Origin of the sequence: Microbacterium sp. MAH-37, from assembly GCF_009758255.1 — a bacterium.
Classification (GTDB): Bacteria; Actinomycetota; Actinomycetes; order Actinomycetales; family Microbacteriaceae; genus Microbacterium.
In genome coordinates, this window is record NZ_WSEN01000009.1 from 212205 (window position 1) to 237614 (window position 25410).

The window sequence follows — 25410 nt, forward strand, 5'->3', positions numbered from 1 at the left end:
GTCGACGCCGGGCGGATCCGTCGGCGATCAGCCACCGGTGTCGAAACGGCCGCCGCCTGTTCGTGGTCTTCATAGCCGGACCACAACGGATCCGGTCCCAGCCGGAAGGACTTCCCCATGTACATCGATCCGACGATGACGATCCTCGTCCACCGCGTGGAGACGGAGCAGCAGGTCGCCAAGGCCGAACAGCGCCGTGTGATCGCTGAACGCGCTGCGGCCGACAAGGCCGCAAGGCGGGTCCCGAAGGCGCCCGCTCGCACACCGATCGGACGGATTCTCCGCAGGAATGTCGAAACGCGCGAAGCATGATCGTAGAACAGATGAAGCGACACACGACACTCTCAAGAGACGAAGGAGGGCTGATCATGCCGAAGTACCTGATGTCGGTCATCGGGCCCGCGGAGTACACCGGATTCGGCGCATACGCGTCGAAGTCGGAGATGCGCGAGTCGATGGCGCAGACCGGCGCGTTCAACGCACGCCTGCGCGAGCAGGGCGTGCTGGACTTCGTCGACGGCCTGGCACCGGCCTCGACCAGCACCGTGGTCGACGCCCGGGGCCCGCAGACCATGCTCACCGACGGCCCGTACGTGGAGACCAAGGAGTACCTGAACGGGCTGTGGATCATCGACGTGCCCGATCTGGACGCCGCGCTGCGGTACGCCGCGGAGGCGTCGTCCGTCTGCCGCAGTCGCATCGAAGTACGACCGTTCCACCTCTCATCGTGACTTCGCGTCGGGAAGACATGCCGGATGTCGCGGCAGTCATCACACGAACGCATCGCGAGGAGTGGGCGCGGATCGTCGCCGGCCTCACGCGGCGGTTCGGCGACCTCGACCTGGCCGAGGAGATGACGGCGGACGCGTTCGCGACCGCCGTCGAGAACTGGCCGGTCCACGGCGTACCGCCGAACCCGGCCGGATGGGTGACGACGACTGCGAACCGCAGGGCGATCGACCTGCTGCGCCGCGAGGCGCGCCGGGATGACAAGCACCGGGAGGCGCTCATGCTGCAGGATCCGGAACCCGCCGCCCCGACCGGGGTGGTCGAGGACGACCGGCTGCGTCTGCTGTTCATCTGCTGCCATCCGGCGCTCTCTCTGGAGGCGCGGGTCGCGCTGACCCTGAGGATCGTCGGCGGGCTCACCGTCCCCGAGATCGCCCACGCGTTCCTCGCGCAGGACACGACGATGGGCCAGCGGATCACCCGCGCGAAGGCGAAGATCAAGGCCGCCAGCATCCCCTTCACGATCCCGAGGCAGGAGGATCTCCCCGCTCGTGTCGACGCGGTCCTCACGGTGCTGTATCTCGTGTTCAACGAGGGCTACCTCGCCTCCGGCCCCGACGCTCCCCCGATCCGGCGCGAGCTGACCGCGGAGGCGATCCGCCTCACCCGGCTGACGCGCGAACTGCTGCCCGACGATGCTGAAGTCGCCGGACTGCTCGCGTTGATGCTGCTCACCGAGGCCCGCTCGCAGACACGGGTCTCGGCCGACGGCGAGCTGGTGCGCCTGGACGAGCAGGATCGCGGAGCCTGGGACAGGACGCTGATCTCCGAGGGTCTGCAACTGCTCGGTTCGCAGGTCGACGTCGACGGGACGGGCACTCGCCCCGGCCGGTATCAGCTCCTCGCGGCGATCAACGCCGTCCACATCGCCGCTCCGCATGCACGCGACACCGACTGGGCGCGCATCGTGAACCTCTACACCCGGCTCGAAGAGGTCGACCCGAGCCCGATCGTCACTCTCAACAAAGCCATCGCCGTCTCCGAGCACGACTCACCCGACGTCGCCCTCGCCATCGTCGAGCGGCTCACCGACACCCTCGGCAGCTACCACGCCTTCCACGTCACCCGGGCGGAGCTGCTGCGGGCCACCGGCCGCTCCGCCGACGCGCGAGCCGCCTACGACCGCGCGATCGATCTGGCGGGGAACACCGCCGAGACGGCGCACCTCATCCGCCGACGCAATCAACTCGCAACACCGAATGGAGAACGCTCATGAGCAGCAGGTACCTCGTCATCCACATGTCCGACACCTCCGGCACCGACCTCGCCCAGTCCGAGGACAAGGCGATGCTCGATCGCTGGGCGGCCGAGGGCGACGCCGCCGGCCGCCTCACGATGGGCGCACCGGTCGCCGGTCCGGAGCAGGCGAAGTCGGTCGCCGTCCGCGACGGCCGGACGCTCATCACCGACGGCCCGTTCCCGGAGTTCAAGGAATGGTTCGCCGGGTACGACCTCATCACCGCCGACTCGATCGACGAGGCCGCCGAATACATGGCGAAGCATCCGGTCGCGATCCTCGGACGGATCTACATCCTGCCGCTGGTCAGGCTCCCGTGGGATCAGGACTGAGCCGAAACAGGAAAAGCCCCCGGGGAGCCGGGGGCTTTCTTGGTGGACCTGAGGGGACTCGAACCCCTGACCCCCTGCATGCCATGCAGGTGCGCTACCAGCTGCGCCACAGGCCCAGAATCGCTGCGGATTCCTCCGCGGCAACCCGTTCAGCTTACAACACGACGCGGGCAGCGTGCGAATCGAGCAGCCGGATGCCGGCATCTCGGGCGTGTCCGCTATGACAGCCGGCCCTCGAGCTCGAACAGCGTGTCTGCGACCTGGAAACCCAGCGACCGGTTCAGAGTGAGCATCGGTGTGTTGTCGATCGCGGTCCACGTCTGCACCCAGCGCGACCGTGCCGCAGCAGGCACGGCGTCGAGCGCACGCAGATTCGCCGCCTTGAGGAGGCGCGCGATGCCGCGCCCGCGCTGCTCTGCGTCCACGAACGTGTCCTCCTGCACGATCACGTCCGCCCCTGCGGCCACGACGAACAGCTCCGTGTATCCGACGCCGACGTCATCCAGGATGGCCATCGAACGCACCAGGATCCAGCCCTGCGCCGCCATCCTGCGCTCGTGCTCGCGGACCCGCTGCACGTCCGTCGCAGACGCACGACGCGTGAGATCACCGACGGGCACGGCCTCGCCCATGCCCGTCTTCAGCGCGGCCCACGCCTCGACGAGGTCATCGGGAACCCGATCGCTCCAGGTCCGCACCTCGACGTCAGGGACGGCGGTCACCGAGCCCGCCGGATCCCGCCGCGGACGCAGCATCCGATACTCGCGATTGGCCACCGTCAGTCCGTGCGACTCGGCGAACGCCACCCCGGCGTCCGATGCAGTTTCCGACTGCACCACCGCGACGGCATGCCGGCTCAGCAGGCTCCGTGCTCCCTCCCAGAGCATCGTTCCGACGCCCTGCCGTCGATAGGCGGGCAGGACGCCGATCGTCACCTCCGCGGGCTCCTCCACGTCGATGCCGACGTCCGCAGCACCTGCCGGCGAGCCGTCGTCGTCCGTCGCGATCAGCGCGAATCTGCGACGACCGGCCCGCGGGTGGGCGAACTGCTCGGCGACCGCGTCATCGGACGACCACCAGACGCCGTCGCGCCCGTCGACGACGGCGGCGCGCATCACGCCGTTCCAGCGCGCGAGTGCTGCGGCATCCGCAGCATCCACGGCACCGATCGAGACGGCGCCGATCGTCACGCGCCGGGACGCACAGTCAGATCGGTGATCTCCGCATCGCGCGGAAGATCGAGCGCCGTGAGGATCGCCGAGACGACGGACTCCGGATCGATGAACCGCTCCGGCCGGTACTCCTGCCCCTCCTGCTGATGCACCCGCTCCTGCATCGGCGTGGCCGTGCGCCCTGGAAACACGGACGTGACACGGATACCGTGCTCGCGCTCCTCGGCCCGGAGCGCGTCCGCCAGCGCCTTCAGCCCATGCTTGGAGGCCGCATAGGCAGACCAGCCCGCGTGCGCGTGCAGGCCCGCGCCGGAGTTCACGAACACGACCTGCCCGCGCGAGACCCGCAGCACGGGCAGAAGCAGGCGGGTGAGCTCGGCCGGACCAGTGAGGTTCACGGCGAGCTGCTGCTCCCAGAGCGCCACCGGCAGGTCGCCGACGGCACCGAGATCGACGACGCCCGCCGCGTGCACGACGCCGTCGATCCGCTCCGGGATCGCCTGCTTCGACAGCGCCCACGACAGTCTGCCCGGCTGCGCGAGGTCGCCGACGAGCATGGACGCCCCGGGGAACTCCGCGGCGACCTGTCGAGCCCGCCCGGCATCCCGCGCGAGCAGCACGAGTTCGTCACCGCGCTCCTGAAGGCGGCGCGCAAGCGCCGCACCGATGCCGGAGCCGGCGCCGGTGATGAGGTGGACGGCCATTCTCAGGCCGGCTCGACCGACTCCGCGACCTCGATCGGGACCGTCGGGCAGTCCTTCCAGAGACGCTCCAGGCCGTAGTACGTGCGCTCCTCGGAGTGGAACACGTGCACGATCAGGTCGCCGAAGTCCAGCAGCACCCAGCGGGCCTCGGCCCGGCCCTCGCGGCGCACACGCCGATGACCGGCCTCGAGCAGCCGGTCCTCGACCTCGTCCGCGATGGCGGCGACGTTGCGCTCGCTGTTACCGGTGACGAGCAGGAAGATGTCGACCAGCGGCAGCGGCTGAGAGACGTCGAGGGCGACGAGGTCCTCCCCGCCCTTGTCGATTGCGGCCTTCGCCGCAACCTGCAGCATCTGCACCGAGTTCTCGAACGCCTGCATCAGCCGAACACGTTCGTGCTGAAGGCGATGACCAGCGCGGCTCCCAGCAGGAGCGCGAGACCACCGGCGACGATCGCCAGAGTCATCATGAGGCGGTTGCCCTTCTCGGGTGCCGGGGGTCGGATGACCTCACCGGCAGGCTTGGACGTGCTCACCGCGGCACTCGCGGCGATCGGGGTCGGCGACGATGTCGGCGGCAGCTCGCCGTCGATGAGCACGACGTCGACCTCCTTGCCGTCGGCAGTGCCGGCGTGACCCTGCGAGCCGAGGCCGCGGGGAAGCTCATACGATCCGGTCAGGATCACCTCACCCGTCGAGGCCACGGGGCCCGACAGGGATGCCTCGGTCGGCTGCGTGTAGATGAGCGCGCTCGGCGCGGAGTGCTGCGACCCGGCGGAGTCACCCACAATGTCGTCGAAAGTCCCGGAGAAAGCCGGGATCTCGGAGGCCTGCTCCGTGACGGAGCGGCCGAAGTCGGGGTTGACCTGCGCGCGCGGGGTCTCGGCGGGGGCAGCCTGCGGGAGGGGCGTCTGCTCGATCACCGGAGTCTGCACGGACACGACCTGCTCTGCGTCTTCCTCGACGGGAGGAGCGTCCGGCGCCGGAACAGCAGGTGCGTCGAACATCGCGGCGAGGGCGTCCCTGTCGCCCTCGTAACCGGTGCGCGCCGGTGCTGCGGAGGTCTCGGCGACCGGGAACAGCGGCACGTCCGACACCATCTCCGGCATCGGCTCGCGCACGGGCGCCATCGGCACAGGAGCGATCGGCATCGGGGCGATCGGAACAGGAGCGATCGGGGCGCCGCCGGCGGCGATGGTCGCCGGCACCTGGGCGGCGACAGGCTCGTTCTGCAGCTGCACCGAGCCGATCACCGGCACGGACGCGGTCCGGATGCGCTCCTGATCGCGCATCTGCCTGCGGGTCAGCGGAGCCGCGGCGAGGTCCACAGCGGCATCCGGCACCGGCGCAGGAGGCAGCGGGACGGGTTCCGCCGCGCGCGGCAGGACGGTCGTGACCGGCGCCGCGGGCGCGACGACCACCTCTTCGATGACCGGCGTCGAGCCGGTCAGCCGGAGCTCCCGCATCTGCTTGCGCGTCAGCGGTGCCCCTCCGTTCTGATCCGATGTACTCATGCCCTGCTCCGATACAGATGATGCTTCGCGATGTATTGGACGACTCCGTCGGGAACGAGGTACCAGACGGGCTCGCCTGAGCGCACCCGTTCCCGGCAGTCCGTCGACGAGATCGACAGCGCCGGAACCTCGAGCTGGCTCACATCGTCACTCGGGAGTCCGTCCGTGCTCAGAACGTGTCCTGGGCGCGAGACGGCGACGAAATGAGCCAAGTCCCACAACTCATCATGGTCTCTCCAACTGAGAATTTGCGCTACGGCATCTGCACCAGTGATGAAAAAAAGCTCCGCATCAGGTCTTTCGCGCTGGAGATCCTTCAGAGTATCGATGGTGTACGTCGGTCCGTCGCGGTCGATGTCCGCTCTGCTGACCGTGAAATCAGGGTTCGAGGCCGTCGCGATGACGGTCATCAGGTATCGGTGCTCGCTGTGCGAGACATCCTTCTTCTGCCACGGCTGCCCCGTCGGCACGAAGACCACCTCGTCCAGATCGAACGAGTGCGCGACCTCGCTGGCCGCGACCAGGTGGCCGTGATGGATCGGATCGAAGGTTCCGCCCATCACTCCGATGCGCGGAGCGCGCCGTGTGGATGTCCCCATGCGGAAGGTGGCCTCAGTGGCCGTGCCCTGCCTTGTGACCGTCCTTGCCGTGGCGCTGCGCATAGGCCTCGGCCTTGGCCGAGTGGCGGTTCGCCACATTCTTGTACGAGAGCGTCACCAGCGCGAGCAATGCGAACACCGCCGCTGCGATGATGCCGTAGATGACGGTCTCTGCGGCGATGTTGCCGTGGTGCTCCGTCTCTGCTGCCGCCATCGCGACCTGTGCGACGAGATTCATCGTGACTCCGTTTCTGACCGGGTTCCCCATCTCGGGGAGAAAGACCACCCCAGTCTAGTGCTCAGGCGCGGATCTGACCCGCCCCACGTGCAAGCCATTTCGTGCTGGTGAGCTCTGCCAGTCCCATCGGCCCGCGGGTGTGCAGCTTCTGCGTCGAGATGCCGACCTCCGCGCCGAAGCCGAACTCGGCGCCGTCGGTGAAGCGCGTGGAGGCGTTGGCCATGACCACGGCCGAGTCGACCTCGGCGAGGAAGCGCTCCGCGTTGCGCGCATCGGTGGTGATGATCGACTCCGTGTGGCCTGTGCTGTAGCGCCGGATGTGCTCCAGCGCGCCGTCGAGGTCATCGACCACGCGCATCGACACGTCCAGGCTGAGGTACTCGGTCGCCCAGTCCTCTTCTGTGGCCGGCACGACGTCCGCGGCCAGTGCCGCCACCGCGCCGTCGCCGTGCACCGTCACGCCCTGCGCCTGCAGAGCGCTCGTGACCACGGGAACCAGCCGCTCCGCGGCGTCCTTCAGCACGAGGACCGTCTCGACGGCGTTGCAGACGCTGGGTCGCTGCACCTTCGCATTGACCACGATGTCGCGCGCCCAGTCCTCGGGAGCCGTGCTGTCCAGCACGATGTGCACCACGCCCGCGCCGGTCTCGATCACCGGCACCGTCGATTCGGTGACGACGGTCTGGATGAGTGCGGCGGAGCCGCGCGGCACCAGCACGTCGACGAAGCCGCGCCCGTGCATGAGCGCCTTCGCCCCGTCGCGACCGAAGTCGTCGACCGTCTGGATCACCTCGGGCGTCACTCCCGAGGCTTCGACGGCGTCGCGCATGACCTGCACGAGCACCGTGTTGGAGCTGCGCGCGGCGCTGCCACCCCGCAGCACCACGGCGTTGCCCGCGCGCAGCGCGAGAGCCGCGATGTCGACGGTGACGTTCGGCCGTGCCTCGTAGATCGCGCCGACCACCCCGAACGGCACGCGCACCTGCTCGAGTGCGACACCGTTCGGCATCCTATGTCCGCCGACGACCTGCCCGATCGGGTCCGGCAGGGTCGCGACGTCGCGGACCGCGGATGCCAGGGATGCGACGCGCTTCTCGTCGAGACGCAGCCGGTCGATGAGGGCGTCGCCGATGCCGGCATCCGTGCCGCGCGCGATGTCCTCGCCGTTCGCCGCGATGATGCGCGCGGCCTGCGCCTCGATGCCGTCGGCGATCGCATGCAGGAGGCGCGCCTTGTCGGCGCTGGTGAGCCTCGCGACCTCGCGAGAGGCCTCCTTCGCGCGCGCCAGTCGGTCCTGAGCGGTGTCGGTGAGGGTGTCGGCACTCATCCGGTCAGTCTAGGGCGCAGTGCGGACGGCGAGGACCGGTGTGACGTGCTTCCCTGTTCGCCGGGTCCTGAGCGAGCGAAGCGTGACGAAGGGCGCTCAGGAGCCGGGCGCCGGCTCGAACCAGGTGCCGATCGCGGCGCCCTGCAGCGCCTCCCCCACGAGGTCAGCGCTCGTCACGAGCACCCCGATCCCGGATGCCGCGGCGAGCCTCGCCGCGGAGACCTTGGTCGCCGCTCCCCCGGTTCCGACACTGTTGACGACCGTCGCGCCGAACTCGAGGCCGGAGAGGTCCGCGCCCGCGGCGATCACGTCGATCGGCTCGGCGGACGGGTCCGTCGGCGGCTTGGTGTACAGCGACTCGATGTCGCTGAGCAGCACCAGGGCGTCGGCCTGCACGAGCTGGGCCACCAGCGCCGCGAGGCGGTCGTTGTCGCCGAACCGGATCTCCTGGGTCGCCACGGTGTCGTTCTCGTTGACGATCGGCAGCACCCGCAGACCCAGCATCCGCTCCACCGCGCGACGCGCGTTGCTGCGCGAGGTCGGGTTGTCGAGGTCGCCGGTGGTGAGCAGCACCTGTCCCGCCACGATCCCGAAGGGCCGCAGCGCCTCCTGGTAGCGGTAGACCAGGATGTTCTGCCCCACGGCCGCGGCCGCCTGCTGGGTGGCGAGGTCGGTGGGCCGGGCGTCGAGCGAGAGGAACGGGATGCCGCTCGCGATCGCTCCGGACGAGACCAGCACGATCTCCGCGCCCCTGGCATGCGCGGCGGCGAGGGCGTCGACGAGCATCGGGATGCGCCAGGCGGCGTCACCGCTGATCGACGACGAACCGACCTTGACGACGATGCGCTCGGCCGTGGCCAGGCCGTCGCGGGTGCGGACCGTCATTCGTCGTCGCTGCCGGACTGTACGGCGTTTTCCTTCAGGGCGATCCGCTCGGCCTCGAGCTCGGCGCGGGCAGCCGCCTTGGCGTCCATCCGCTCGTGATAGCGCTCACGGCGCTCGCTCGTGGTGCGTCGCGTGTTCGGGTCGAGTCGGGCGTCCAGGCCGCGCGGAGTGGTGATCAGCTCGGCGGCGGACGCGATCGACGGCTCCCAGTCGAACACGACGCCGTCGCCCTCTCCGATGACGACCGTCGCGCCGGCAGTGGCGCCGGCCTTCAGCAGCGCGTCCTCGACGCCGAGACGCTCGAGACGGTCTGCGAGGTAGCCGACGGCCTCCTCGTTCTGGAAGTCGGTCTGCTGCACCCAGCGCCACGGCTTCTCGCCGACGATGCGGTACAGGTTGCCGTAGGTGCCGCCCTCGACGCGTACCGTGAACGCGGCCTCGGACCCCTTCGGACGGATGACGATGCGCTCGGCGGGGACTTCGACGGCCACCTCGGCGCGGTGCTTCTCGACGATGTCGGCGAGAGCGAACGTCAGCGGGCGCAGGCCCTCGTGCGACACGGTGGAGATCTCGAACACGCGGAAGCCGCGCGCCTCGAGGTCGGGGCGGACCATCTCCGCCAGGTCGCGCGCCTCCGGCACGTCGACCTTGTTCAGGGCGACCAGCTGCGGACGCTCCAGCAGCGGGATCTGCCCCTCCGGCACCTCGTAGGCGGCGAGCTCTGCGAGGATCACCTCGAGGTCGCTGAGCGGGTCGCGGCCGGGCTCGAGCGTGGCGCAGTCGAGCACGTGCAGCAGCGCCGAGCAGCGCTCGACGTGACGCAGGAACTCGAGGCCGAGCCCCTTGCCCTCACTGGCCCCCTCGATGAGGCCCGGCACGTCGGCGACGGTGAAGCGGCTCTCGCCGGCCTGCACGACACCGAGGTTCGGATGCAGCGTGGTGAACGGGTAGTCGGCGATCTTGGGCCGTGCGGCGGAGATCGCGGCGATCAGGCTGGACTTGCCCGCGGACGCGTAGCCGACCAGCGCCACATCGGCGACGGTCTTCAGCTCGAGGACGACGTCGCCCTCGTAGCCTGGCGTGCCGAGCAGTGCGAAGCCGGGCGCCTTGCGCTTGGGCGAGGCGAGGGCTGCGTTGCCGAGACCACCGCGTCCACCCTCGGCGACGACGTAGCGCTCGCCCGGCACGATCATGTCGTGCAGCACTTCGCCGGCGGTGTTCTTGACGACGGTGCCGACCGGCACCGGGAGCTCCATGTGTTCGCCCGCCGCGCCGGAGCGCATGTCCCCCATACCGAAGCCGCCGTTGCCGCCGTGGCGGTGCGGAGCGTGGTGGTACGACAGCAGCGTCGTGGTCTGCGGGTCGGCGATCAGGATGACGTCGCCGCCGTCTCCGCCGTTCGCGCCGTCAGGGCCGGCGAGCGGCTTGAACTTCTCGCGGCGCACCGACACGCAGCCGTTGCCGCCCTTGCCGCCCTTGACGTGCAGCGTGACGGTGTCGACGAACGTGACCATGGGGACTCCTCTGCCCGAATACGCGGACGGGGCGAGCCGAAGCCCGCCCCGTCCGTAATGCCTGCTGTGATTACTCGGCAGCGGCGACGATGTTGACGACCTTGCGGCCGCCCTTCGCACCGAACTCCACCGAACCGGCGGCGAGGGCGAACAGAGTGTCGTCCCCACCACGACCGACGTTGACGCCGGGGTGGAAGTGCGTGCCGCGCTGGCGGACGATGATCTCGCCGGCGTTGACGGCCTGGCCGCCGAAGCGCTTCACGCCGAGGCGCTGTGCATTGGAGTCACGACCGTTGCGGGTCGAGCTCGCACCCTTTTTGTGTGCCATTTGTCAGCTCCTCTTGGTGCTTACTTGATGCCGGTGATCTTGACGCGCGTGAGCTCCTGACGGTGGCCCTGGCGCTTCTTGTAACCGGTCTTGTTCTTGTACTTCTGGATGACGATCTTCGGGCCGCGCAGGTTGCCGATGACCTCAGCGGTCACCTTGACCTTCGCCAGCTTGTCGGCGTCGGTGGTCACCGTTGCGCCGTCGACGAGCAGCACAGCCGGCAGCTCGATCTTCTCGCCCTGGGCAGCCTGAACACGGTCGAGCTGAACGATCGTGCCGACCTCGACCTTCTCCTGCCGCCCACCGGCGCGCACAACTGCGTAAACCACTTCGTACCTGTTTCGTCAGGGAGCCCAACGGGCTCCGGAATCTCTCACGGGAAGACTGTTGCCTGCGATCGTCGCGCTGCGACGGATGCGGATGCAGGACTTGCCCCTGTCATGCGTGAACGCAGACAGGGATCGCGCACCAAGGGACTACTTTACCGGATGCTGCATCCTGTCGCAAAGCGAGGCGGGAGGTGTGTCTCCATCCGCGCCGCATGCCGGGCCTCCGGTCCTAGGATCGCGTCATGGCTGTACTCGTCGACGATCCCCGCTGGCCCGCCCACGGACGGCTGTGGGCCCATCTGGTCAGCGACAGCAGCCTCGACGAGCTGCACGCTTTCGCGCTCGCCCACGGGGTTCCCCCACGGGCGTTCGACCGCGACCACTACGACGTACCCGAGGAGCTCGTGCCGAGACTCCTCGCCGCCGGCGCGGAGCACGTCGGCGGCAAGGAGCTCGTCAGGAGACTGATCGCGTCAGGACTGCGCATCCCCGCCCGCGACCGGCGCTGACGCGTCGGCGACGGGCTCGGGGCGCACCACGGGCGTGCCCGAGAGCGCTGCGGTCGTCACGCGACGACGGTTGCGGCCCTGACCGGGCGCCTTCGGCTCGGGCAGCGCGTCGAGCACCGAGTCGAGCAGCTGCTCGGCCTCGGACTTCGGCCCCTTGCCCTCGGAGGAGCGCTTCTTGCGCTTCTTGGTGCGCTCCGGTGCCGGCTCAGGCGCCTGCTCGTGCGCGGGCTCGATGTGCACGCCCTCCGCGTTCGGCGCGATCGTCGAGGCGGCGATGGCCGCGAGGGCGGACTTCGCCCCCTCGGTGATGCTGTGCGTGCCGCCGTTCGGGGCAGCGGGCGCCTGTGCGGGCTGGCCGCCGTTGCCGCTGTTGTTGTTGCCGCCGCTGTTGCCGCGCGAGCGACGGCTCTGGCCGCCACCACCGGAGGAACTGCCCGCGGAGCGGTGCTTGACGACCGGATCGTGGTGCACGATGACGCCACGGCCGGCGCAGACCTCGCAGGCCTCGCTGAAGGTCTCCAGCAGTCCGAGACCGAGCTTCTTACGCGTCATCTGCACGAGACCGAGCGAGGTGACCTCTGCGACCTGGTGCTTCGTGCGGTCGCGGCTCAGGCACTCCACCAGACGGCGCAGCACGAGATCGCGGTTGGACTCGAGCACCATGTCGATGAAGTCGACGACGATGATGCCGCCGATGTCGCGCAGCCGCAGCTGACGCACGATCTCCTCGGCGGCCTCGAGGTTGTTCTTGGTGACGGTCTCCTCGAGGTTGCCGCCGGAGCCGACGAACTTGCCGGTGTTGACGTCGACCACGGTCATGGCCTCGGTGCGGTCGATCACCAGCGAGCCGCCGGAGGGCAGCCAGACCTTGCGGTCGAGAGCCTTCTCGATCTGCTCGGTGATGCGGAACGCGTCGAACGGATCGATCTCGTCCTCGTAGGCCTCGACGCGCTCGAGCAGGTCGGGGGCGACGCTCTCGAGGTAGGCGCGGATGGTGCGCTGCGCGTCCTCACCCTGGATCAGCATCTTCGTGAAGTCCTCGTTGAAGACGTCACGCACGATCTTCACCAGGAGGTCGGGCTCGGCGTGCAGCAGCGACGGGGCGGACTGCGACTCGACCAGCTTCTGGATGTGCTCCCACTGCGCGGTCAGGCGCTGCACGTCGCGGGTGAGCTGCTCCTCGGTGGCACCCTCGGCCGCGGTGCGGACGATCACGCCGGACGACTCGGGCAGCACCTCCTTGAGGATGCGCTTCAGCCGCGCGCGCTCGTTGTCGGGCAGCTTGCGGGAGATGCCGTTCATCGACCCGCCTGGCACGTACACCAGGTAGCGGCCGGGCAGCGAGATCTGGCTGGTCAGGCGGGCACCCTTGTGGCCCACCGGGTCCTTCGTGACCTGCACGAGCACGCGGTCGCCTGGCTTGAGGGCGAGCTCGATGCGACGCGGCTGGTTGCCGGTCTCGACCCCGTCCCAGTCCACCTCGCCGGAGTACAGCACGGCGTTGCGGCCGCGGCCGATGTCGACGAACGCTGCCTCCATGCTGGGCAGCACGTTCTGCACGCGGCCGAGGTACACGTTGCCGATCAGCGACGCGTCCTGGTTGCGGGCGACGTAGTGCTCGACGAGCACGTTGTCCTCGAGCACGCCGATCTGGGTGCGTCCGTTCTTGGCGCGCACGACCATCATGCGGTCGACGGCCTCACGGCGGGCGAGGAACTCGGCCTCGGTCACGACCGGACGACGCCGGCCCGCATCGCGGCCGTCGCGGCGGCGCTGCTTCTTCGCCTCGAGGCGAGTCGATCCCTTGATCGCCTTCGGCTCGGTGATGTATTCGACGACGCGCTGGCGCTGACGGGGCTCAGAACGCTCCTCGTCTCCCTCTCCGCGACGGCGGCGCCCACGGCGGCCACCGGCCTCGGAGTCCTGCTCGTCGTCGCGACGGGCGGGCAGCGGAACGATCTCGGGCGCGTAGAAGTGCAGCTGCGTCGACACCTTCGACACGAAGACCTCGGGCAGCAGCCCCAGGCTCACGGCCGTGACGGGCAGCGGCTCAGCCTGCGCAGGCTCGGCGACCTTCTCGTCTGCCGGCTTCTCCTCGGCCGCGGGCACTGGCTCTGCGGCATCCTGCTCTGCAGCATCGGAGGGGGCGACCTCGGCGGCTGCAGCGTCTTCAGGTGCAGCCTCTTCGGCAGCAGCCGCTTCAGCCGCAGCCTCGACCTGCGCGGCCGCCTCGGGCGCGGTCCCCTCGTGCGCCGGCTGAGTCTCCTCGGCGGGCGCATCCGTCTCGGCGACGGGCTCAGCCGCTACCGGCTGCTCCGGCAGTGCGTCGAGGATAGGGGTCTGGTTGTCATCGTTCTCATCGGCCATCTCTGGCGTACTCCCTGCGCGGGGCACTGCGTGCTCCGCGAAAACTCGTGCGGCACTGGCTGCCGCGAACTCACAGACGGTCGGCGTGTGCGCGGACCGCGTTGGGGCTGTGCCCCGAAGTCTCTTCGATGCGAGTGTGTCGCATCTGCATGTCATTATCGCACTTCGGCGCGCCGGCTGCGGCATCCAGCGCTTTCGCGCGTCAGACGATTGATACGCACGGATGCCATAATCCGACCATGGCCTCAGAACCCAGCCCCGCCGTCGTGCCCCGGACGCACCTCGCCCTCGCCCTCACGCTGATCATCGGAGGGGCGCTCGGGCTCCTCGCCGCGTTCTCGCTGGAGATGGACCACATCCTGCTGCTGCAGAAGCCCGACTCCGCGCTGACCTGCAACATCAACAGCATCCTGAACTGCGGCAAGAACATCGATTCGCCGCAGGGCAGCACGTTCGGCTTCCCGAACCCGATCCTGGGCCTGATGATGTTCCCCGCCCCGATCGTGGTGGGCTTCGCGTTGCTGGCGAAGGCGCGGTTCTCGGCGTGGTTCTGGTGGATCTTCAACGCGGGGATGCTGTTCGCCATCTCCTTCGTGTACTGGCTGGCATTCCAGAGCATCTTCGTGATCGGCACCCTCTGCCCCTGGTGCGCGCTGGTCTACCTCGTCGTGATCCCGATGTTCCTGGGCACCACCGTGCGCAACCTGCGAGCAGGTCTCGCAGGGAAGGCGCTGCAGCGGTTCGGCGACGCGATCGTGGCGTGGGTTCCGCTGATCGCGATCCTCGGCTACGTGATCATCTTCGGCGCGGCGCAGCTGCACCTGAACATCCTGTCCACGCTCTTCTGACCGGCGGACACGAAGAAGGCGCCTCCCGATCGGGAGGCGCCTTCTGTCGTCAGGGGTTTCAGCCGAACCAGATGCCCAGCTCACGGGCAGCCGACTCGGGGCTGTCCGAGCCGTGCACGAGGTTCTGCTGCACCGGCAGGCCCCAGTCGCGGCCGAAGTCGCCGCGGATGGTGCCGGGGGCGGCGGAGGTCGGGTCGGTGGTGCCGGCGAGCGACCGGAAGCCCTCGATGACGCGGTTGCCTGCGAGGCGGATGGCCACCGACGGGCCGGACATCATGAACTCGAGTAGCGGCTCGTAGAAGGGCTTGCCCTCGTGCTCGGCATAGTGCGCGGCGAGCACGTCGCGGTCGGGCTCGACCAGACGGAGGTCGACGAGCGCGTAGCCCTTCGCCTCGATGCGGGCGAGGATCGCACCGGTCAGACCACGGGCGACGCCGTCGGGCTTGACCAGGACGAGGGTTTCTTCGGTAGCCATGTCATTCGCTCTCTGTCGGAGTTTCGGCTTCGGCCCGCGGCGCACGGGCGTCGATGCGGGCCCCCATGATCGTCGCATACGCCCACATGCCGCCGAAAATCAGCACCACGAACGCGATGGCCGGCACGAGGATCGCCGACAGCGCCACGATCGCCTGCAGCACCCAGCCGGCGGAGATCGCCCAGGGCCGGGTGATCATGCCGGCGAGGGCGATCATGAGCAGAGCCATGACGACTCCGAAGACGATGCCCCACCAGGACGGGATGCCCGGCGGAAGGGCGTTCAGCCCGAAGATGGTCAGTCCTGCGAGGAACACCACGATGGCCTCGAAGCCGAGCACGATCGGTGCGAGCTTCTGGACGAGCGTCCGCGGCACCCGGGCTGCGCGTGCACTCACGCGGTCCACCCCGACTTCCAGTCCTCCTCCTCGGAGAGCGCGATCGCCTCGCCGGCCAGCACGACGGAGCCGGCGATGATCACCGCGCGACGGTCCGACGACGCGGCCCACTCGCGCGCCGCATCCGCGGCCTCCGCCAGGGTCGGATGCACGCTGGCGCGACGGCCGCGCTCCTCGACCAGGTCGGCGATCGCGTCGGCGTCGTTGGCCCGTGCCGAATCGGGCGCGGTCGCGAACACCTCGGACACGGCGGGGAGCAGCACGTCGATGATGCCGGCGGCGTCCTTGTCGCCGAGCACGCCGAGCACCAGGCCCCACTCGTCGAAGTCGAAACTGTCCGACAGCGCCTGCGCCAGCGAGCGGGCGCCGTGCGGATTGTGCGCGGCGTCGACGACCACGGTGGGCGCGATGCCGAGCAGCTGCAGACGACCGGGCGAGGTCACGTTCTGCAGCGCGTCGGAGAGGATGTCGCCGGCGACGGGCTGCGTGGCGTCGCCGATCAGCGACTCCACCGCGGCGATCGCGAGGGCCGCGTTGTGCCCCTGGTGCGCGCCGTACAGCGGCAGGTACTCGTCGGCGTACTGGCCGGCGAGCCCCCGCACCGTGATCAGCTGACCGCCCACGGCGAGCTTCTGGTCAGCGAGACCGAAGTCCGCGCCAGCGAACGAGATGCGCGCCCCGCGGTCAGCGGCCACGCGGCGCAGCACGGCCTCTGCCTCGGCGGGCTGCTCGGCCGACACCACGGAGGCGCCGTCCTTGATGATGCCCGCCTTGACCTCGGCGATCGCCGCGATCGTGTCGCCCAGCCGGTCGGCGTGGTCGATGTCGATCGGGCTGAACACCGCGACGTCGCCGTCGGCATTGTTGGTGGAGTCCCACTCGCCGCCCATGCCCACCTCGAGCACGAGCACGTCGACCGGAGCATCCGACGCCGCGACGAACGCGAGCACGGTCAGCAGTTCGAAGAACGTCAACGGCGCATCGTCGGCCGCCTCCAGCTCGGCGTCGACCATGCCGACGAAGGGTTCGATCTCGTCCCAGGCGTCGGCGATCGCGGCATCCGCGATCGGCTCGCCGTCGATCATGATCCGCTCGGTGAAGCGCTCGAGGTGCGGGCTGGTGAACAGCCCGGTGCGCAGCCCGTGGGCGCGCAGCAGGCTCTCGATCATCCGCGCGGTCGAGGTCTTGCCGTTCGTCCCGGTGATGTGCACGACGCGGTAGTTGCGCTGGGGGTCGTCCAGCAGGGTCAGGATGCGCGCGACGCGCTCCTTGCGCGGCTGCACCCAGCGCTCTCCGGCGCGCTCCAGGAGCTGGTCGTAGACCTTGTCGGCCCGCTGACGATCAGTCACTGCGCTCCTCCGATCCGGGTGACCGCGACGGTGAAGTCGGCGGTGTTCGCGTACGTGCCCTTGGGGACAGTGGTGTCGAACTCGGGCTCGCCGGGGAGGATCCCGAAGTCAGCGTAGACCACGCCGCTCGCACGCACCTCGTAGGCGAGCGCGAGGGTCTCCCCCGCGACGTCCGCGGTCTCGAACGCGGATGCCACGGCCTCGGCCTCGGCCGCCTCGGCGAAGTCCAGCACCAGGCTGATCCGGTCGCTCACGTCGAAGCTGGCCTTCTTACGGGTGTCCTGCACGGCGCGGATCACGTCGCGGGCCAGGCCCTCGGCCTCGAGCTCGGGCGTGGTCGTGGTGTCCAGCAGCACGAATCCGCCGGTCGGGACGACGGCGAGCGCCTCGCCCTCCGGGCGACCGGTGGTCTCGAGCGCGAGCTCGTACTCGTGCGGCTCGAGCACGATGCCGTCGGCGGTCACGACGCCGCCGTCCTCGGTCCAGAACCCGTCCTTCGCGGCGCGGATGACACGCTGCACCTCCTTGCCCAGGCGCGGGCCGGCGGCACGGGCGTTCACGCTGAGGCGGTGACTGATGCCGTACTCGGCGGCCGTGCCCTCGCCCTGTCCGACAAGCTCGACGCTCTTCACGTTGAGCTCCTCGCGCAGGATGTCCTCGAAGGGCGTCAGCGCCGCGGCATCCGGAGTGACGACCGTGAACCGCGCGAGCGGAAGGCGCACGCGCAGCTTCTCCTTCTTGCGCAGCGCATTGCCCACGCTGGACAGCTCGCGGACGGCGTCCATCGCGTCGCGCACCTCATCGGCGTGAGGGAACGCCTCTGCGTCCGGCCAGTCGGTCAGGTGCACGCTGCGGTCGCCGGTGAGCCCCTGCCACACGCGCTCGCTGATCAGCGGCACAAGCGGAGCCGCGACGCGGCAGAGCGTCTCGAGCACCGTGTAGAGCGTGTCGAACGCCTCGGTCGCCGTGCCCTCCCAGAACCGGTCCCGCGAGCGGCGGATGTACCAGTTCGTCAGCACCTCGGCGAAGTCGCGCAGACGCGCCGCGGCCGTCGTGGAGTCCAGACCCTCGAGATCCTGCTTGACGTCGCGGACCAGGTCGCCGGTGCGGGCCAGGATGTAGCGGTCCAGCACGTCGGTGGAGTCCGTGCGCCACGTCGCCTCGTACCCGTCGGCCGCGTTGGCATAGGTGGCGAAGAAGTACCACGAGTTCCACAGAGGCAGGATGAACTCCCGCACGCCGGCACGGATGCCCTCCTCGGTGACCGAGAGGTTGCCGCCTCGGAGCACAGAGCTCGACATCAGGAACCAGCGCATCGCGTCGGAGCCGTCGCGGTCGAAGACCTCGGAGACATCAGGGTAGTTGCGCAGCGACTTCGACATCTTGTAGCCGTCGGAGCCGAGCACGATGCCGTGGCAGCTCACGCCGGTGAACGCCGGGCGGTCGAACAGCGCGGTGGACAGCACGTGCATCACGTAGAACCAGCCACGCGTCTGCCCGATGTACTCCACGATGAAGTCCGCCGGCGCGTGCGAGTCGAACCACTCCTGGTTCTCGAACGGGTAATGCACCTGCGCGTACGGCATCGAGCCGGAGTCGAACCACACGTCGAAGACGTCCTCGATGCGGCGCATCGTGCTCTTGCCGGTGGGGTCGTCCGGGTTCGGACGCGTCAGGTCGTCGATGTACGGCCGGTGCAGGTCGATCTCGCCGCTCTCGTTCCGCGGCAACGTGCCGAAGTCGCGCTCCAGCGCCTCCAGCGAGCCGTAGGAGTCGACGCGCGGGTACTCGGGGTCGTCGCTCTTCCAGATCGGGATGGGCGAGCCCCAGTAGCGGTTGCGGCTGATCGACCAGTCGCGTGCGCCCTCGAGCCACTTGCCGAACTGGCCGTGTTTGACGTTCTCCGGCACCCAGGTGATCTGCTCGTTGTTCGCGAGCATCTTCTCCTTGAGGTCGGTGACGCGGATGAACCAGCTCGACACGGCCTTGTAGATCAGGGGGTTCCGGCAGCGCCAGCAGTGCGGGTAGGAGTGCACGTAGCTCTGCTCGCGCAGCATCCGGCCCTCGGCGCGGAGCAGGCGGATCAGCGGGGTGTTCGCATCCATCCAGAGCTCGCCGGCGACATCCGTCACCTGCGGCAGGAACTTGCCGCCATCGTCGAGCGAGAGGATCGTCGGGATGCCTGCGGCGTTGGTGACGCGCTGGTCGTCCTCGCCGTAGGCGGGCGCCTGGTGCACGATGCCGGTGCCGTCGGTGGTGGTGACGTAGTCGTCGACGAGGATGCGCCAGGCGTTCTGCGTGCCCCAGGTCTCGGCGTCGGCGTAGTAATCGAAGAGACGGTCGTAGTGCACGTCCTCGAGGTCGGCGCCGCGGACGGTCTGGTCGACCGCGGCGAGCGCGTCGTCGGCCGTCTCGTAGCCGAGGTCCTTGGCGTATCCGCCGAGCAGGTCGCGGGCGAGCAGGTACCGGTGCGCGGAGGCCTCGACGGGGTCGTCCCCGTTGTGCACGTCGGCGGCGCCCGCAGGGCCCGCGGGAAGCACGACGTACTCGATCTCGGGTCCCACGACGAGGGCGAGGTTGGTGGGCAGCGTCCACGGCGTGGTGGTCCAGGCGAGGGCTCGGACGGCGGTCAGACCCAGCGACTCGGCCTTCACGCCGGTCAGCGGGAAGGTGACGGTGACGGATGGGTCCTGACGGTCCTTGTAGACGTCGTCGTCCATGCGCAGCTCGTGGTTCGACAGCGGCGTCTCGTCGCGCCAGCAGTAAGGCAGCACGCGGTAGCCCTCATAGGCGAGGCCCTTGTCGTAGAGCTGATCGAACGCCCACAGCACGCTCTCCATGTAGCTCAGGTCGAGGGTCTTGTAGCCGCGCTCGAAGTCGACCCAGCGCGCCTGGCGGGTGACGTAGTCCTCCCAGTCGCGGGTGTACTTGAGCACCGATGCCTTCGCCTTCCCGTTGAAGACGCCGATGCCCATGTCCTCGATCTCGCTCTTCTCGGTGAGACCGAGCTGCTTCATCGCCTCGAGCTCAGCGGGGAGACCGTGGGTGTCCCAGCCGAACACGCGATCGACCTTCTTGCCGAGCATGGTCTGGAAGCGCGGGAACAGGTCCTTGGCGTACCCGGTCAGCAGGTGCCCGTAATGGGGCAGACCGTTGGCGAACGGCGGGCCGTCGTAGAACACCCACTCCTCTGCGCCCTCGCGCTGGGCGATGGAGGCGCGGAAGGTGTCGTCGGCCTTCCAGAACTCGAGCACCTCGCGCTCGATCTCGGGGAAGCGCGGGCTCGGGGAGAGGTCGGCGGCGGGGCCGAAGGAGGAGGTGCGCGGGTAGGTCATGTCGTCTCGCAGTGATCGTGTCGGATGCTGCTGCGAGGACGACCTGTCCGGATTGTGACCTGACGGGCCGCGGTACCACCTCACTTGCCCGCCTCACGACGAGCCTCTTTCACTGCGGCGATGACGGGCCTGCCCCGCTCGGTTCTAATGGGTCTTGCGACGGTTCTTCCGAGAGCTCCCCGGTGATGGCCGGATCACAGCTGATCGGGCCATTCTACGCGGTCGCGCCGGTGCCGGCATCCGACCCTGCTCAGGATGCCCGGTGGTAGCCGTAGAGGTCGGTCTGGGCGCCGTTGATCCAGACGTCGGGGTCCGCGATCCGGATGGTGCGCCCGTAGGACTCATCGATGACGGATGCGTCGAATCCGGCATCCCTCAGCCTCGCGGCCAGTGCGTCGAGGTCGCCGCGCGCGTCGAAGGAGAAGCCGAAGCCCTGCCCCTCGCCCTCCGCGCGCCCGGAGGCGGAGTGCACGCCGACCGATCCCCCACCCGGAGCACGCATCTCCGCCCAGCCACCATCGTCGGAGAGGATCGACGCACGCATGCCGAGCGACTCGAGGATCGCGCGGGCCTCGTCGACGTCGTCCTGGAACCAGATCGGCTGCACGGCGACGTCACCGGCCCCGGCTCCGCGCGTTCCGGTGAACATGGTGATCGAGAGCCCGGATGCCGCCCGCACCGCGAGCATCTCCCCCACGCCGTCCATCTCACCGCGGGCGACATCATGCCCCTGCAATGCGCGCTCCGCGGCATCCAGGTCAGCGACCAGCAGGTTCAGATCCACGGCGCCGGACGGATACGCCGCGGTCGCGTGGTGCACGGCGAGCACGCCGTCGCCGTCGAACTCCGCCCACTCGGGCGTCGGCGGATAGGGCGCGACGAAGCCGAGCGCTGCGGCGAGCGCGTGCCAGCGCTCCGGAGCATCCGTGTAGACGATCTGCTGGACTGTGGTCATGACTTCTCCTCCACATGGGCGCGCAGCGCTGCCTCGACCAGAGCGGACAGGCTCAGGCCGTCGTCGATCGCTCGGTGCTTGACCGCGCGGACGAGGTCGGGCGGCAGGTACACGTTGAACTGCACCTTCGCTTCCTTTGCTTGCATGCTAGCAACATAGCGCGCCAAGTCGTGTCGGCACCATCCCGTAGTCTCACCAGGTGCCTGCCATCCGCCCCGTGCCTCCCCGTGTGTCCGCTCCCGATCTCCCCGACCACCTGACTCCGGCCCGCGCGCAGCGCCGTGCCGATCTCCTCGAGGCGTCCGTGGAGTGCGCAGGCGACACCGACCTCGCGCACGGCAGTCTCGAGCAGTGCGTGCTCACCGGCTCCGCCGATCGTGTCGACCTCACCGGGGCGACGCTGCTCGACGTGCGCATCGAGGATCTGCGGGCCCCTGTCGTATCGCTGCGGGATTCGACGATCCGGCGCCTGTCCATCGAGCGCGGACGGATCGGCACGCTCGATCTCTCCACCGCCCGCATCGGCGAGCTCGAGATCCGTGGCGCGAGGATCGACTATCTGTCTCTCGGCGCGGCCAGAGCAGAGGACGTCCTGATCGCCGACACGATGCTGCACACCCTCGACGTTCCGCAGGCGACGCTCACCCGGGTCCGCTTCGAAGGAACCCGCGCCGATGAGGTCGACACCCGCGGGCTCGTCGCGAAGGACGTGGACCTGCGCGGACTCGACGCGCTCGCCTACCTCGATGTGCTCTCGCTGCGCGGCGCGACGCTGGGCTCACGCCAGGTCGAACTGCTCGCACCGGCCTTCGCCACGGCCGCCGGCATCGACGTCCAGGACTGAGCCCCGCTCCCTCTCGCGGCTTGCCCTCGCCCCCTGCCCCTGCGGAATGTCGCAGATTGCCGCATCGCGGCCCGGGGAGCGACCAACAGCGACACTCCCCATCGCGGGGTCAGCGCGCCGCGAGCAGCTCCCGCGTGAACGGATGCTGCGGAGCGGCGAAGACCTCGGTCACCGGCCCCTGCTCGACGATCACGCCGTCCTGCATGACGAGCACCGCATCGCAGACGGCTCCGACCACACCCAGATCGTGCGAGACGAACACCATGGTCAGGCCGTGCTCGCGCTGCACCCGCCGCAGCAGTGCGAGCACCCGCTCGCGCACGGTCGGATCCAGCGCCGACACCGGTTCGTCGAGCACCAGCACCTGCGGGTCCGCGGCGAGCGCCCTGGCGATCGCCGCACGCTGACGCTGCCCTCCGGAGAGCTCCCTCGGACGGCGGGCGCCCAGCTCGGGCTCCAGCCCCACCTCGCCGAGCAGTTCCGCGATCCGCCCCCGGCGCCGCGCACGCGGGACACCGGCCGCTTCGAGCGCCTCGCCGAGCGAGCGGGCGATGGTCCAGCGCGGATCGAACGCCCCGAGGGGGTCCTGGTGCACGAGCTGCACGCGCTGCGGCGTCACCCAGTCCAGCGTCCCGGTGTCCGGTCTCGTGACGCCGACGATCATGCGCGCAAGCGTAGTCTTGCCCGAACCCGACTCGCCCACGACGCCGAGCGTCTGCCCCATCCCCAGCGTGAACGACGCGTCCCGCACTGCGGGGCGGTCGTAACTCTTCGAGACCGCTGACGCGCGCAGCAGTGCGGGCCGCTCCGGGCGGAGGACGTCGGTGATCTCATGCCGGGATGCCGCGACGAGGTCCTTCGCGTACTGCTCCTGCGGGTGCTCCATGACCTGCGCCGTCGTGCCCTGCTCGACGATCCGGCCGTCGCGCATCACGATCACCCGGTCGGCGACGCGTCGCACGGCGGCGAAGTCGTGACTGATGAACAGCACCGCCGTGCCCGCATCGGCGATCTGACGCAGCAGCGCCAGCACCCGCGCCTGCACTGTGGCATCCAGCGCGGTCGTCGCCTCATCGGCGACCAGCACCGCAGGGGCCGTCGAGACCGCAGAGGCGATCAGCGCCCGCTGTCGCAGACCTCCGGAGAGCTCATGCGGGTACTGCCGGGCACGACGCTCGGCGTCCGGCACCGAGACCTGGCGAAGCAGCGACAGCACCCTCGCCTGGTCGGCGGGCATCCCGTGGATGCGCAGCGGCTCAGCGACCTCGGCACCCACCCGCCGCAGCGGATCCAGCGCGGCGAGCGCATCCTGCGACACCAGCGCGATGCGCCGGCCGCGCAGCGGCCGCCACCCGTTCTCGGTCAGCCCCGCGGCATCCATGCCGTCGATCACCAGCGTCGAGGCGGAGACGGATCCGGGGGCAAGCCCCAGCAGCGCCCGTGCCGTCAGCGACTTGCCTGCCCCGGACTCGCCGACGATGGCGAGGCACTCACCCGGCTCGACGGCGAAGGACACGTCGTCGACGACGACCCGGTCGCCGAACGCGATCCGCAGCCCGCGCACCTCGACCGCGCTCATGACCGGATCCCGTCCGCCCGAGCACGCAGGGTGCGTCCGATCACCGTCGCGCTGATCACGGTCAGCGTGATCGCCAGCCCCGGGAACACCGAGATCCACCAGGCCCGGCCCAGCACGTTGCGTCCGCCCGACAGCATGAGTCCCCACTCTGGTTGCGGCTCGATCGGGCCGAGGCCGAGGAAGCTCAGGCCGGCGGCGGCGAGGATGCTCGAGCCGATGCCGATGGTCGCGAGCACGCTCAGCGACCCGAGCACGCCGGGCAGCACGTGCCGCCGGAATGCGCGCGCCGGCCCGACCCCGAGGATGCGAGCCGCTTCGACGTGCTCCGCGCCCCGCAGCGTGCGCGTCTGCGTGCGTGCCAGCCGGATGTACACCGGCACGGCGGCCAGGGTCACGGCGATCGCGACGTTCACGGGTCCCGGGCCGAGCACCGCGACCACGATGAGCGCGGTGAGGAATTCCGGGAACGCCAGCAGGATGTCGGTGAGCCGCATCGCGACGGCGTCCACCGGCCGCGGCGAGACGCCCGACAGCGCCCCGACCGCGAGTCCCACGACCAGTGCGAGCGTCGTGGCGAGGAGGCCGATCCCGGCCGAGCGGGCCGCGCCGTAGATCACCCGCGAGTACACGTCCCGCCCGGACTGGTCGGTGCCGAACAGGTGCTCCGGACCCGGCGGCAGCAGGGCGGCGCGTACGTCGGTCTGCAGCGGGTCGTGCGTGGCGAGCACGCCGGGCAGGAGCGCCGCGACCGCGACCAGCGCCAGGAAGGCGACGGCGATCCACATCCCCAGCATCCGGCACCTCATCGCCGTTCCCCGATCTGCGGTGCGGGGATCGTGGCCGGCGCCTCGCGCAGGCGCGGATCGAGCAGCGGATGCAGCAGCTCGACGATCACGTTCACGATCACGAACACCAGGGCGCTGAGCATGATCACGCCGGCGACGACGGGAACGTCGCGGTCGATGATCGCGGCGAGCGTCACCCGCCCGAGTCCGGGCCGGGCGAAGACGGTCTCGACGAGCACGGCGCCGCCGAGCAGAGAGCCGACCAGGTACGCGGCGAGGGTCATGGTGCTCGCCGCGCCGTGTCGCAGCGAGTGGTGCAGGGTCAGGCGCACCGGCCCCGCTCCGCGCGCCCGCACGGTCTCGGCGAACGGCTGGCGTTCGGCCTGATCCATCCCGTCCCGCAGCACCTGACCGATCAGCGCCGCGATCGGCAGCGCAAGGGTCACGGCGGGCAGCACGATAGTCGTAGGACTCCGAGTGCCGGCCACCGGGAACCAGCCCAGCCCGAACGCGAACACCCCGAGCAGCACGAGCCCGATCCAGAACACCGGCGACGACAGCACGATCAGCTCGGCGGTCACGACGATGCCCCGCGCGACACCTCGGCGAGCGAACAGCGCGACCGCGAAAGCCAGCGCCAGCGCGATGAGCAGCGCCACCGCGGTGAGTTGCACCGTCGGGCCCAGCTGCCGGCCGATCACCTCGGCCACCGGCAGCCGCAGCTGGTAGGAGGTGCCGAGGTCGCCGCGCAGCAGACCGCCGAGGTACGAGAAGTACTGCTCCAGCGGCGGGCGATCCAGACCGAACTCGGTGCGGATGCCCGCCTTGACCTCTTCGCTCACCTGGGCCTGCGGCCCCAGCATCACCGACACCGCGTCGCCAGGAATGATCCGGAAGGCGAGGAAGGCGAGCGTCGCGGCGCCCCAGAGGACGACGACGACGGACGCCGCGAGCCCGGCGATCCGGGGCAGCGCGCGACGGTTCACGTCAGTGAGCGTAC

General features: G+C 69.7%; 28 protein-coding genes and 1 tRNA gene. 7 read left to right on the plus strand and 22 right to left on the minus strand.

Translation table 11 applies throughout. The features are described 5' to 3' along the window. Positions 1 to 117 precede the first annotated feature (117 nt). From GON06_RS13215 to GON06_RS13230, 4 genes are read left to right on the plus strand one after another with little or no spacing between them, the layout of a single operon-like run. On the plus strand, positions 118 to 312 hold the full coding sequence (locus GON06_RS13215) for a hypothetical protein (protein WP_157312737.1): 195 nt from the start codon (positions 118 to 120) through the stop codon (positions 310 to 312). Between the two features lie 56 nt (positions 313 to 368). Then, complete coding sequence (locus tag GON06_RS13220) at positions 369 to 731, plus strand: YciI family protein (RefSeq protein ID WP_157312738.1); 363 nt, start codon at positions 369 to 371, stop codon at positions 729 to 731. 17 nt (positions 732 to 748) lie between these two features. Next, positions 749 to 2005: an RNA polymerase sigma factor gene (locus tag GON06_RS13225; protein WP_157312739.1), complete on the plus strand. Its 1257-nt coding sequence runs from the start codon at positions 749 to 751 to the stop codon at positions 2003 to 2005. Then, entirely contained in the window at positions 2002 to 2358 is a 357-nt protein-coding gene (locus GON06_RS13230; RefSeq protein ID WP_157312740.1) for a YciI family protein, read from the plus strand. The genes GON06_RS13225 and GON06_RS13230 overlap by 4 nt, the downstream gene beginning before the upstream one ends. Positions 2359 to 2398: 40 nt before the next feature. Here GON06_RS13230 and GON06_RS13235 read toward each other — a convergent pair. The 12 genes from GON06_RS13235 to rplU form a co-directional block, all read right to left on the minus strand. Further along, a tRNA-Ala gene (locus tag GON06_RS13235) sits at positions 2399 to 2474 on the minus strand. A gap of 102 nt (positions 2475 to 2576) precedes the next feature. Then, positions 2577 to 3548, minus strand: a complete 972-nt coding sequence (locus GON06_RS13240) for a GNAT family N-acetyltransferase (RefSeq protein WP_157312741.1) — start codon at positions 3546 to 3548, stop codon at positions 2577 to 2579. Next, entirely contained in the window at positions 3545 to 4234 is a 690-nt protein-coding gene (locus GON06_RS13245) for an SDR family oxidoreductase (protein ID WP_157312742.1), read from the minus strand. The genes GON06_RS13240 and GON06_RS13245 overlap by 4 nt, the downstream gene beginning before the upstream one ends. 2 nt (positions 4235 to 4236) lie before the next feature. Further along, complete coding sequence (gene rsfS / locus GON06_RS13250) at positions 4237 to 4614, minus strand: ribosome silencing factor (RefSeq protein WP_157312743.1); 378 nt, start codon at positions 4612 to 4614, stop codon at positions 4237 to 4239. Then, positions 4614 to 5747, minus strand: a complete 1134-nt coding sequence (locus GON06_RS13255; RefSeq protein ID WP_157312744.1) for a hypothetical protein — start codon at positions 5745 to 5747, stop codon at positions 4614 to 4616. The genes rsfS and GON06_RS13255 overlap by 1 nt, the downstream gene beginning before the upstream one ends. Next, positions 5744 to 6346 carry a nicotinate-nucleotide adenylyltransferase gene (gene nadD / locus GON06_RS13260; RefSeq protein WP_157312745.1) on the minus strand — a complete coding sequence of 201 codons (603 nt, stop codon included), beginning with the start codon at positions 6344 to 6346 and terminating at the stop codon, positions 5744 to 5746. The genes GON06_RS13255 and nadD overlap by 4 nt, the downstream gene beginning before the upstream one ends. A 13-nt stretch (positions 6347 to 6359) precedes the next feature. After that, positions 6360 to 6584: a hypothetical protein gene (locus GON06_RS13265; protein WP_157312746.1), complete on the minus strand. Its 225-nt coding sequence runs from the start codon at positions 6582 to 6584 to the stop codon at positions 6360 to 6362. Between the two features lie 61 nt (positions 6585 to 6645). Next, on the minus strand, positions 6646 to 7911 hold the full coding sequence (locus tag GON06_RS13270) for a glutamate-5-semialdehyde dehydrogenase (RefSeq protein ID WP_157312747.1): 1266 nt from the start codon (positions 7909 to 7911) through the stop codon (positions 6646 to 6648). 96 nt (positions 7912 to 8007) lie between these two features. Beyond that, positions 8008 to 8796, minus strand: a complete 789-nt coding sequence (gene proB, locus GON06_RS13275; RefSeq protein WP_157312748.1) for a glutamate 5-kinase — start codon at positions 8794 to 8796, stop codon at positions 8008 to 8010. Continuing rightward, positions 8793 to 10310, minus strand: coding sequence for a GTPase ObgE (gene obgE / locus GON06_RS13280; protein WP_157312749.1), 1518 nt, complete (start codon positions 10308 to 10310; stop codon positions 8793 to 8795). The genes proB and obgE overlap by 4 nt, the downstream gene beginning before the upstream one ends. A 70-nt stretch (positions 10311 to 10380) precedes the next feature. Continuing rightward, on the minus strand, positions 10381 to 10638 hold the full coding sequence (gene rpmA, locus GON06_RS13285; protein WP_116242932.1) for a 50S ribosomal protein L27: 258 nt from the start codon (positions 10636 to 10638) through the stop codon (positions 10381 to 10383). A 20-nt stretch (positions 10639 to 10658) separates the two neighbouring features. Beyond that, entirely contained in the window at positions 10659 to 10967 is a 309-nt protein-coding gene (gene rplU, locus GON06_RS13290) for a 50S ribosomal protein L21 (protein WP_067200357.1), read from the minus strand. 242 nt (positions 10968 to 11209) lie between these two features. Between rplU and GON06_RS13295 the strand changes: the two genes are divergently transcribed. Further along, entirely contained in the window at positions 11210 to 11476 is a 267-nt protein-coding gene (locus GON06_RS13295) for a DUF4031 domain-containing protein (RefSeq protein ID WP_157312750.1), read from the plus strand. Here GON06_RS13295 and GON06_RS13300 read toward each other — a convergent pair. Further along, positions 11441 to 13843 carry an Rne/Rng family ribonuclease gene (locus GON06_RS13300; RefSeq protein WP_157312751.1) on the minus strand — a complete coding sequence of 801 codons (2403 nt, stop codon included), beginning with the start codon at positions 13841 to 13843 and terminating at the stop codon, positions 11441 to 11443. The two genes, GON06_RS13295 and GON06_RS13300, sit on opposite strands and share 36 nt — an antisense overlap. A 239-nt stretch (positions 13844 to 14082) precedes the next feature. Between GON06_RS13300 and GON06_RS13305 the strand changes: the two genes are divergently transcribed. Then, on the plus strand, positions 14083 to 14691 hold the full coding sequence (locus tag GON06_RS13305; protein ID WP_157312752.1) for a vitamin K epoxide reductase family protein: 609 nt from the start codon (positions 14083 to 14085) through the stop codon (positions 14689 to 14691). Positions 14692 to 14749: 58 nt separating this feature from the next. Here GON06_RS13305 and ndk read toward each other — a convergent pair whose 3' ends face one another. The 6 genes from ndk to GON06_RS13335 form a co-directional block, all read right to left on the minus strand. Then, complete coding sequence (gene ndk, locus GON06_RS13310) at positions 14750 to 15166, minus strand: nucleoside-diphosphate kinase (RefSeq protein WP_157312753.1); 417 nt, start codon at positions 15164 to 15166, stop codon at positions 14750 to 14752. Position 15167: 1 nt separating this feature from the next. Then, positions 15168 to 15563 carry a DUF4233 domain-containing protein gene (locus tag GON06_RS13315; protein WP_332837531.1) on the minus strand — a complete coding sequence of 132 codons (396 nt, stop codon included), beginning with the start codon at positions 15561 to 15563 and terminating at the stop codon, positions 15168 to 15170. Beyond that, positions 15560 to 16912, minus strand: a complete 1353-nt coding sequence (locus GON06_RS13320; RefSeq protein WP_332837532.1) for a bifunctional folylpolyglutamate synthase/dihydrofolate synthase — start codon at positions 16910 to 16912, stop codon at positions 15560 to 15562. The genes GON06_RS13315 and GON06_RS13320 overlap by 4 nt, the downstream gene beginning before the upstream one ends. Beyond that, a complete protein-coding gene (gene ileS / locus GON06_RS13325) occupies positions 16909 to 20247 on the minus strand; it encodes an isoleucine--tRNA ligase (RefSeq protein WP_157312754.1) in 3339 nt (1112 codons plus the stop codon). Before ileS ends, GON06_RS13320 begins: the two co-directional genes overlap by 4 nt. 250 nt (positions 20248 to 20497) lie before the next feature. Next, positions 20498 to 21202, minus strand: a complete 705-nt coding sequence (locus GON06_RS13330; protein ID WP_157312755.1) for a VOC family protein — start codon at positions 21200 to 21202, stop codon at positions 20498 to 20500. Continuing rightward, positions 21199 to 21348, minus strand: a complete 150-nt coding sequence (locus tag GON06_RS13335) for a CopG family transcriptional regulator (protein WP_157312756.1) — start codon at positions 21346 to 21348, stop codon at positions 21199 to 21201. The genes GON06_RS13330 and GON06_RS13335 overlap by 4 nt, the downstream gene beginning before the upstream one ends. A 53-nt stretch (positions 21349 to 21401) precedes the next feature. On the opposite strand from GON06_RS13335, the gene GON06_RS13340 reads away from it, so the two are divergent. Further along, positions 21402 to 22046, plus strand: coding sequence for a pentapeptide repeat-containing protein (locus tag GON06_RS13340; RefSeq protein ID WP_198346700.1), 645 nt, complete (start codon positions 21402 to 21404; stop codon positions 22044 to 22046). Positions 22047 to 22155: 109 nt separating this feature from the next. On the opposite strand, the gene GON06_RS13345 is transcribed toward GON06_RS13340, so the two are convergent. Genes GON06_RS13345 through GON06_RS13355 form a run of 3 tightly spaced genes read right to left on the minus strand, consistent with a single transcriptional unit; the run spans position 22156 to position 25396 of the window. Next, positions 22156 to 23625 carry an ATP-binding cassette domain-containing protein gene (locus GON06_RS13345; RefSeq protein WP_157312757.1) on the minus strand — a complete coding sequence of 490 codons (1470 nt, stop codon included), beginning with the start codon at positions 23623 to 23625 and terminating at the stop codon, positions 22156 to 22158. After that, complete coding sequence (locus GON06_RS13350) at positions 23622 to 24419, minus strand: ABC transporter permease (protein ID WP_232528467.1); 798 nt, start codon at positions 24417 to 24419, stop codon at positions 23622 to 23624. Before GON06_RS13350 ends, GON06_RS13345 begins: the two co-directional genes overlap by 4 nt. A gap of 8 nt (positions 24420 to 24427) precedes the next feature. Beyond that, a complete protein-coding gene (locus GON06_RS13355) occupies positions 24428 to 25396 on the minus strand; it encodes an ABC transporter permease (protein WP_332837533.1) in 969 nt (322 codons plus the stop codon). Positions 25397 to 25410 lie beyond the last annotated feature (14 nt).

Bases quoted from the DNA above. Each gene is read 5' to 3' on its own strand.
- GON06_RS13215 (WP_157312737.1), top strand. From the start codon at position 118: ATGTACATCGATCCGACGATGACGATCCTCGTCCACCGCGTGGAGACG.
- GON06_RS13220 (WP_157312738.1), top strand. From the start codon at position 369: ATGCCGAAGTACCTGATGTCGGTCATCGGGCCCGCGGAGTACACCGGA.
- GON06_RS13225 (WP_157312739.1), top strand. From the start codon at position 749: ATGCCGGATGTCGCGGCAGTCATCACACGAACGCATCGCGAGGAGTGG.
- GON06_RS13230 (WP_157312740.1), top strand. From the start codon at position 2,002: ATGAGCAGCAGGTACCTCGTCATCCACATGTCCGACACCTCCGGCACC.
- GON06_RS13245 (WP_157312742.1), bottom strand. From the start codon at position 4,234: ATGGCCGTCCACCTCATCACCGGCGCCGGCTCCGGCATCGGTGCGGCG.
- rsfS (WP_157312743.1), bottom strand. From the start codon at position 4,614: ATGCAGGCGTTCGAGAACTCGGTGCAGATGCTGCAGGTTGCGGCGAAG.
- GON06_RS13255 (WP_157312744.1), bottom strand. From the start codon at position 5,747: ATGAGTACATCGGATCAGAACGGAGGGGCACCGCTGACGCGCAAGCAG.
- nadD (WP_157312745.1), bottom strand. From the start codon at position 6,346: ATGGGGACATCCACACGGCGCGCTCCGCGCATCGGAGTGATGGGCGGA.
- GON06_RS13265 (WP_157312746.1), bottom strand. From the start codon at position 6,584: ATGAATCTCGTCGCACAGGTCGCGATGGCGGCAGCAGAGACGGAGCAC.
- GON06_RS13270 (WP_157312747.1), bottom strand. From the start codon at position 7,911: ATGAGTGCCGACACCCTCACCGACACCGCTCAGGACCGACTGGCGCGC.
- proB (WP_157312748.1), bottom strand. From the start codon at position 8,796: ATGACGGTCCGCACCCGCGACGGCCTGGCCACGGCCGAGCGCATCGTC.
- obgE (WP_157312749.1), bottom strand. From the start codon at position 10,310: ATGGTCACGTTCGTCGACACCGTCACGCTGCACGTCAAGGGCGGCAAG.
- rpmA (WP_116242932.1), bottom strand. From the start codon at position 10,638: ATGGCACACAAAAAGGGTGCGAGCTCGACCCGCAACGGTCGTGACTCC.
- GON06_RS13295 (WP_157312750.1), top strand. From the start codon at position 11,210: ATGGCTGTACTCGTCGACGATCCCCGCTGGCCCGCCCACGGACGGCTG.
- GON06_RS13300 (WP_157312751.1), bottom strand. From the start codon at position 13,843: ATGGCCGATGAGAACGATGACAACCAGACCCCTATCCTCGACGCACTG.
- GON06_RS13305 (WP_157312752.1), top strand. From the start codon at position 14,083: ATGGCCTCAGAACCCAGCCCCGCCGTCGTGCCCCGGACGCACCTCGCC.
- ndk (WP_157312753.1), bottom strand. From the start codon at position 15,166: ATGGCTACCGAAGAAACCCTCGTCCTGGTCAAGCCCGACGGCGTCGCC.
- ileS (WP_157312754.1), bottom strand. From the start codon at position 20,247: ATGACCTACCCGCGCACCTCCTCCTTCGGCCCCGCCGCCGACCTCTCC.
- GON06_RS13330 (WP_157312755.1), bottom strand. From the start codon at position 21,202: ATGACCACAGTCCAGCAGATCGTCTACACGGATGCTCCGGAGCGCTGG.
- GON06_RS13335 (WP_157312756.1), bottom strand. From the start codon at position 21,348: ATGCAAGCAAAGGAAGCGAAGGTGCAGTTCAACGTGTACCTGCCGCCC.
- GON06_RS13345 (WP_157312757.1), bottom strand. From the start codon at position 23,625: ATGAGCGCGGTCGAGGTGCGCGGGCTGCGGATCGCGTTCGGCGACCGG.
- GON06_RS13350 (WP_232528467.1), bottom strand. From the start codon at position 24,419: ATGCTGGGGATGTGGATCGCCGTCGCCTTCCTGGCGCTGGTCGCGGTC.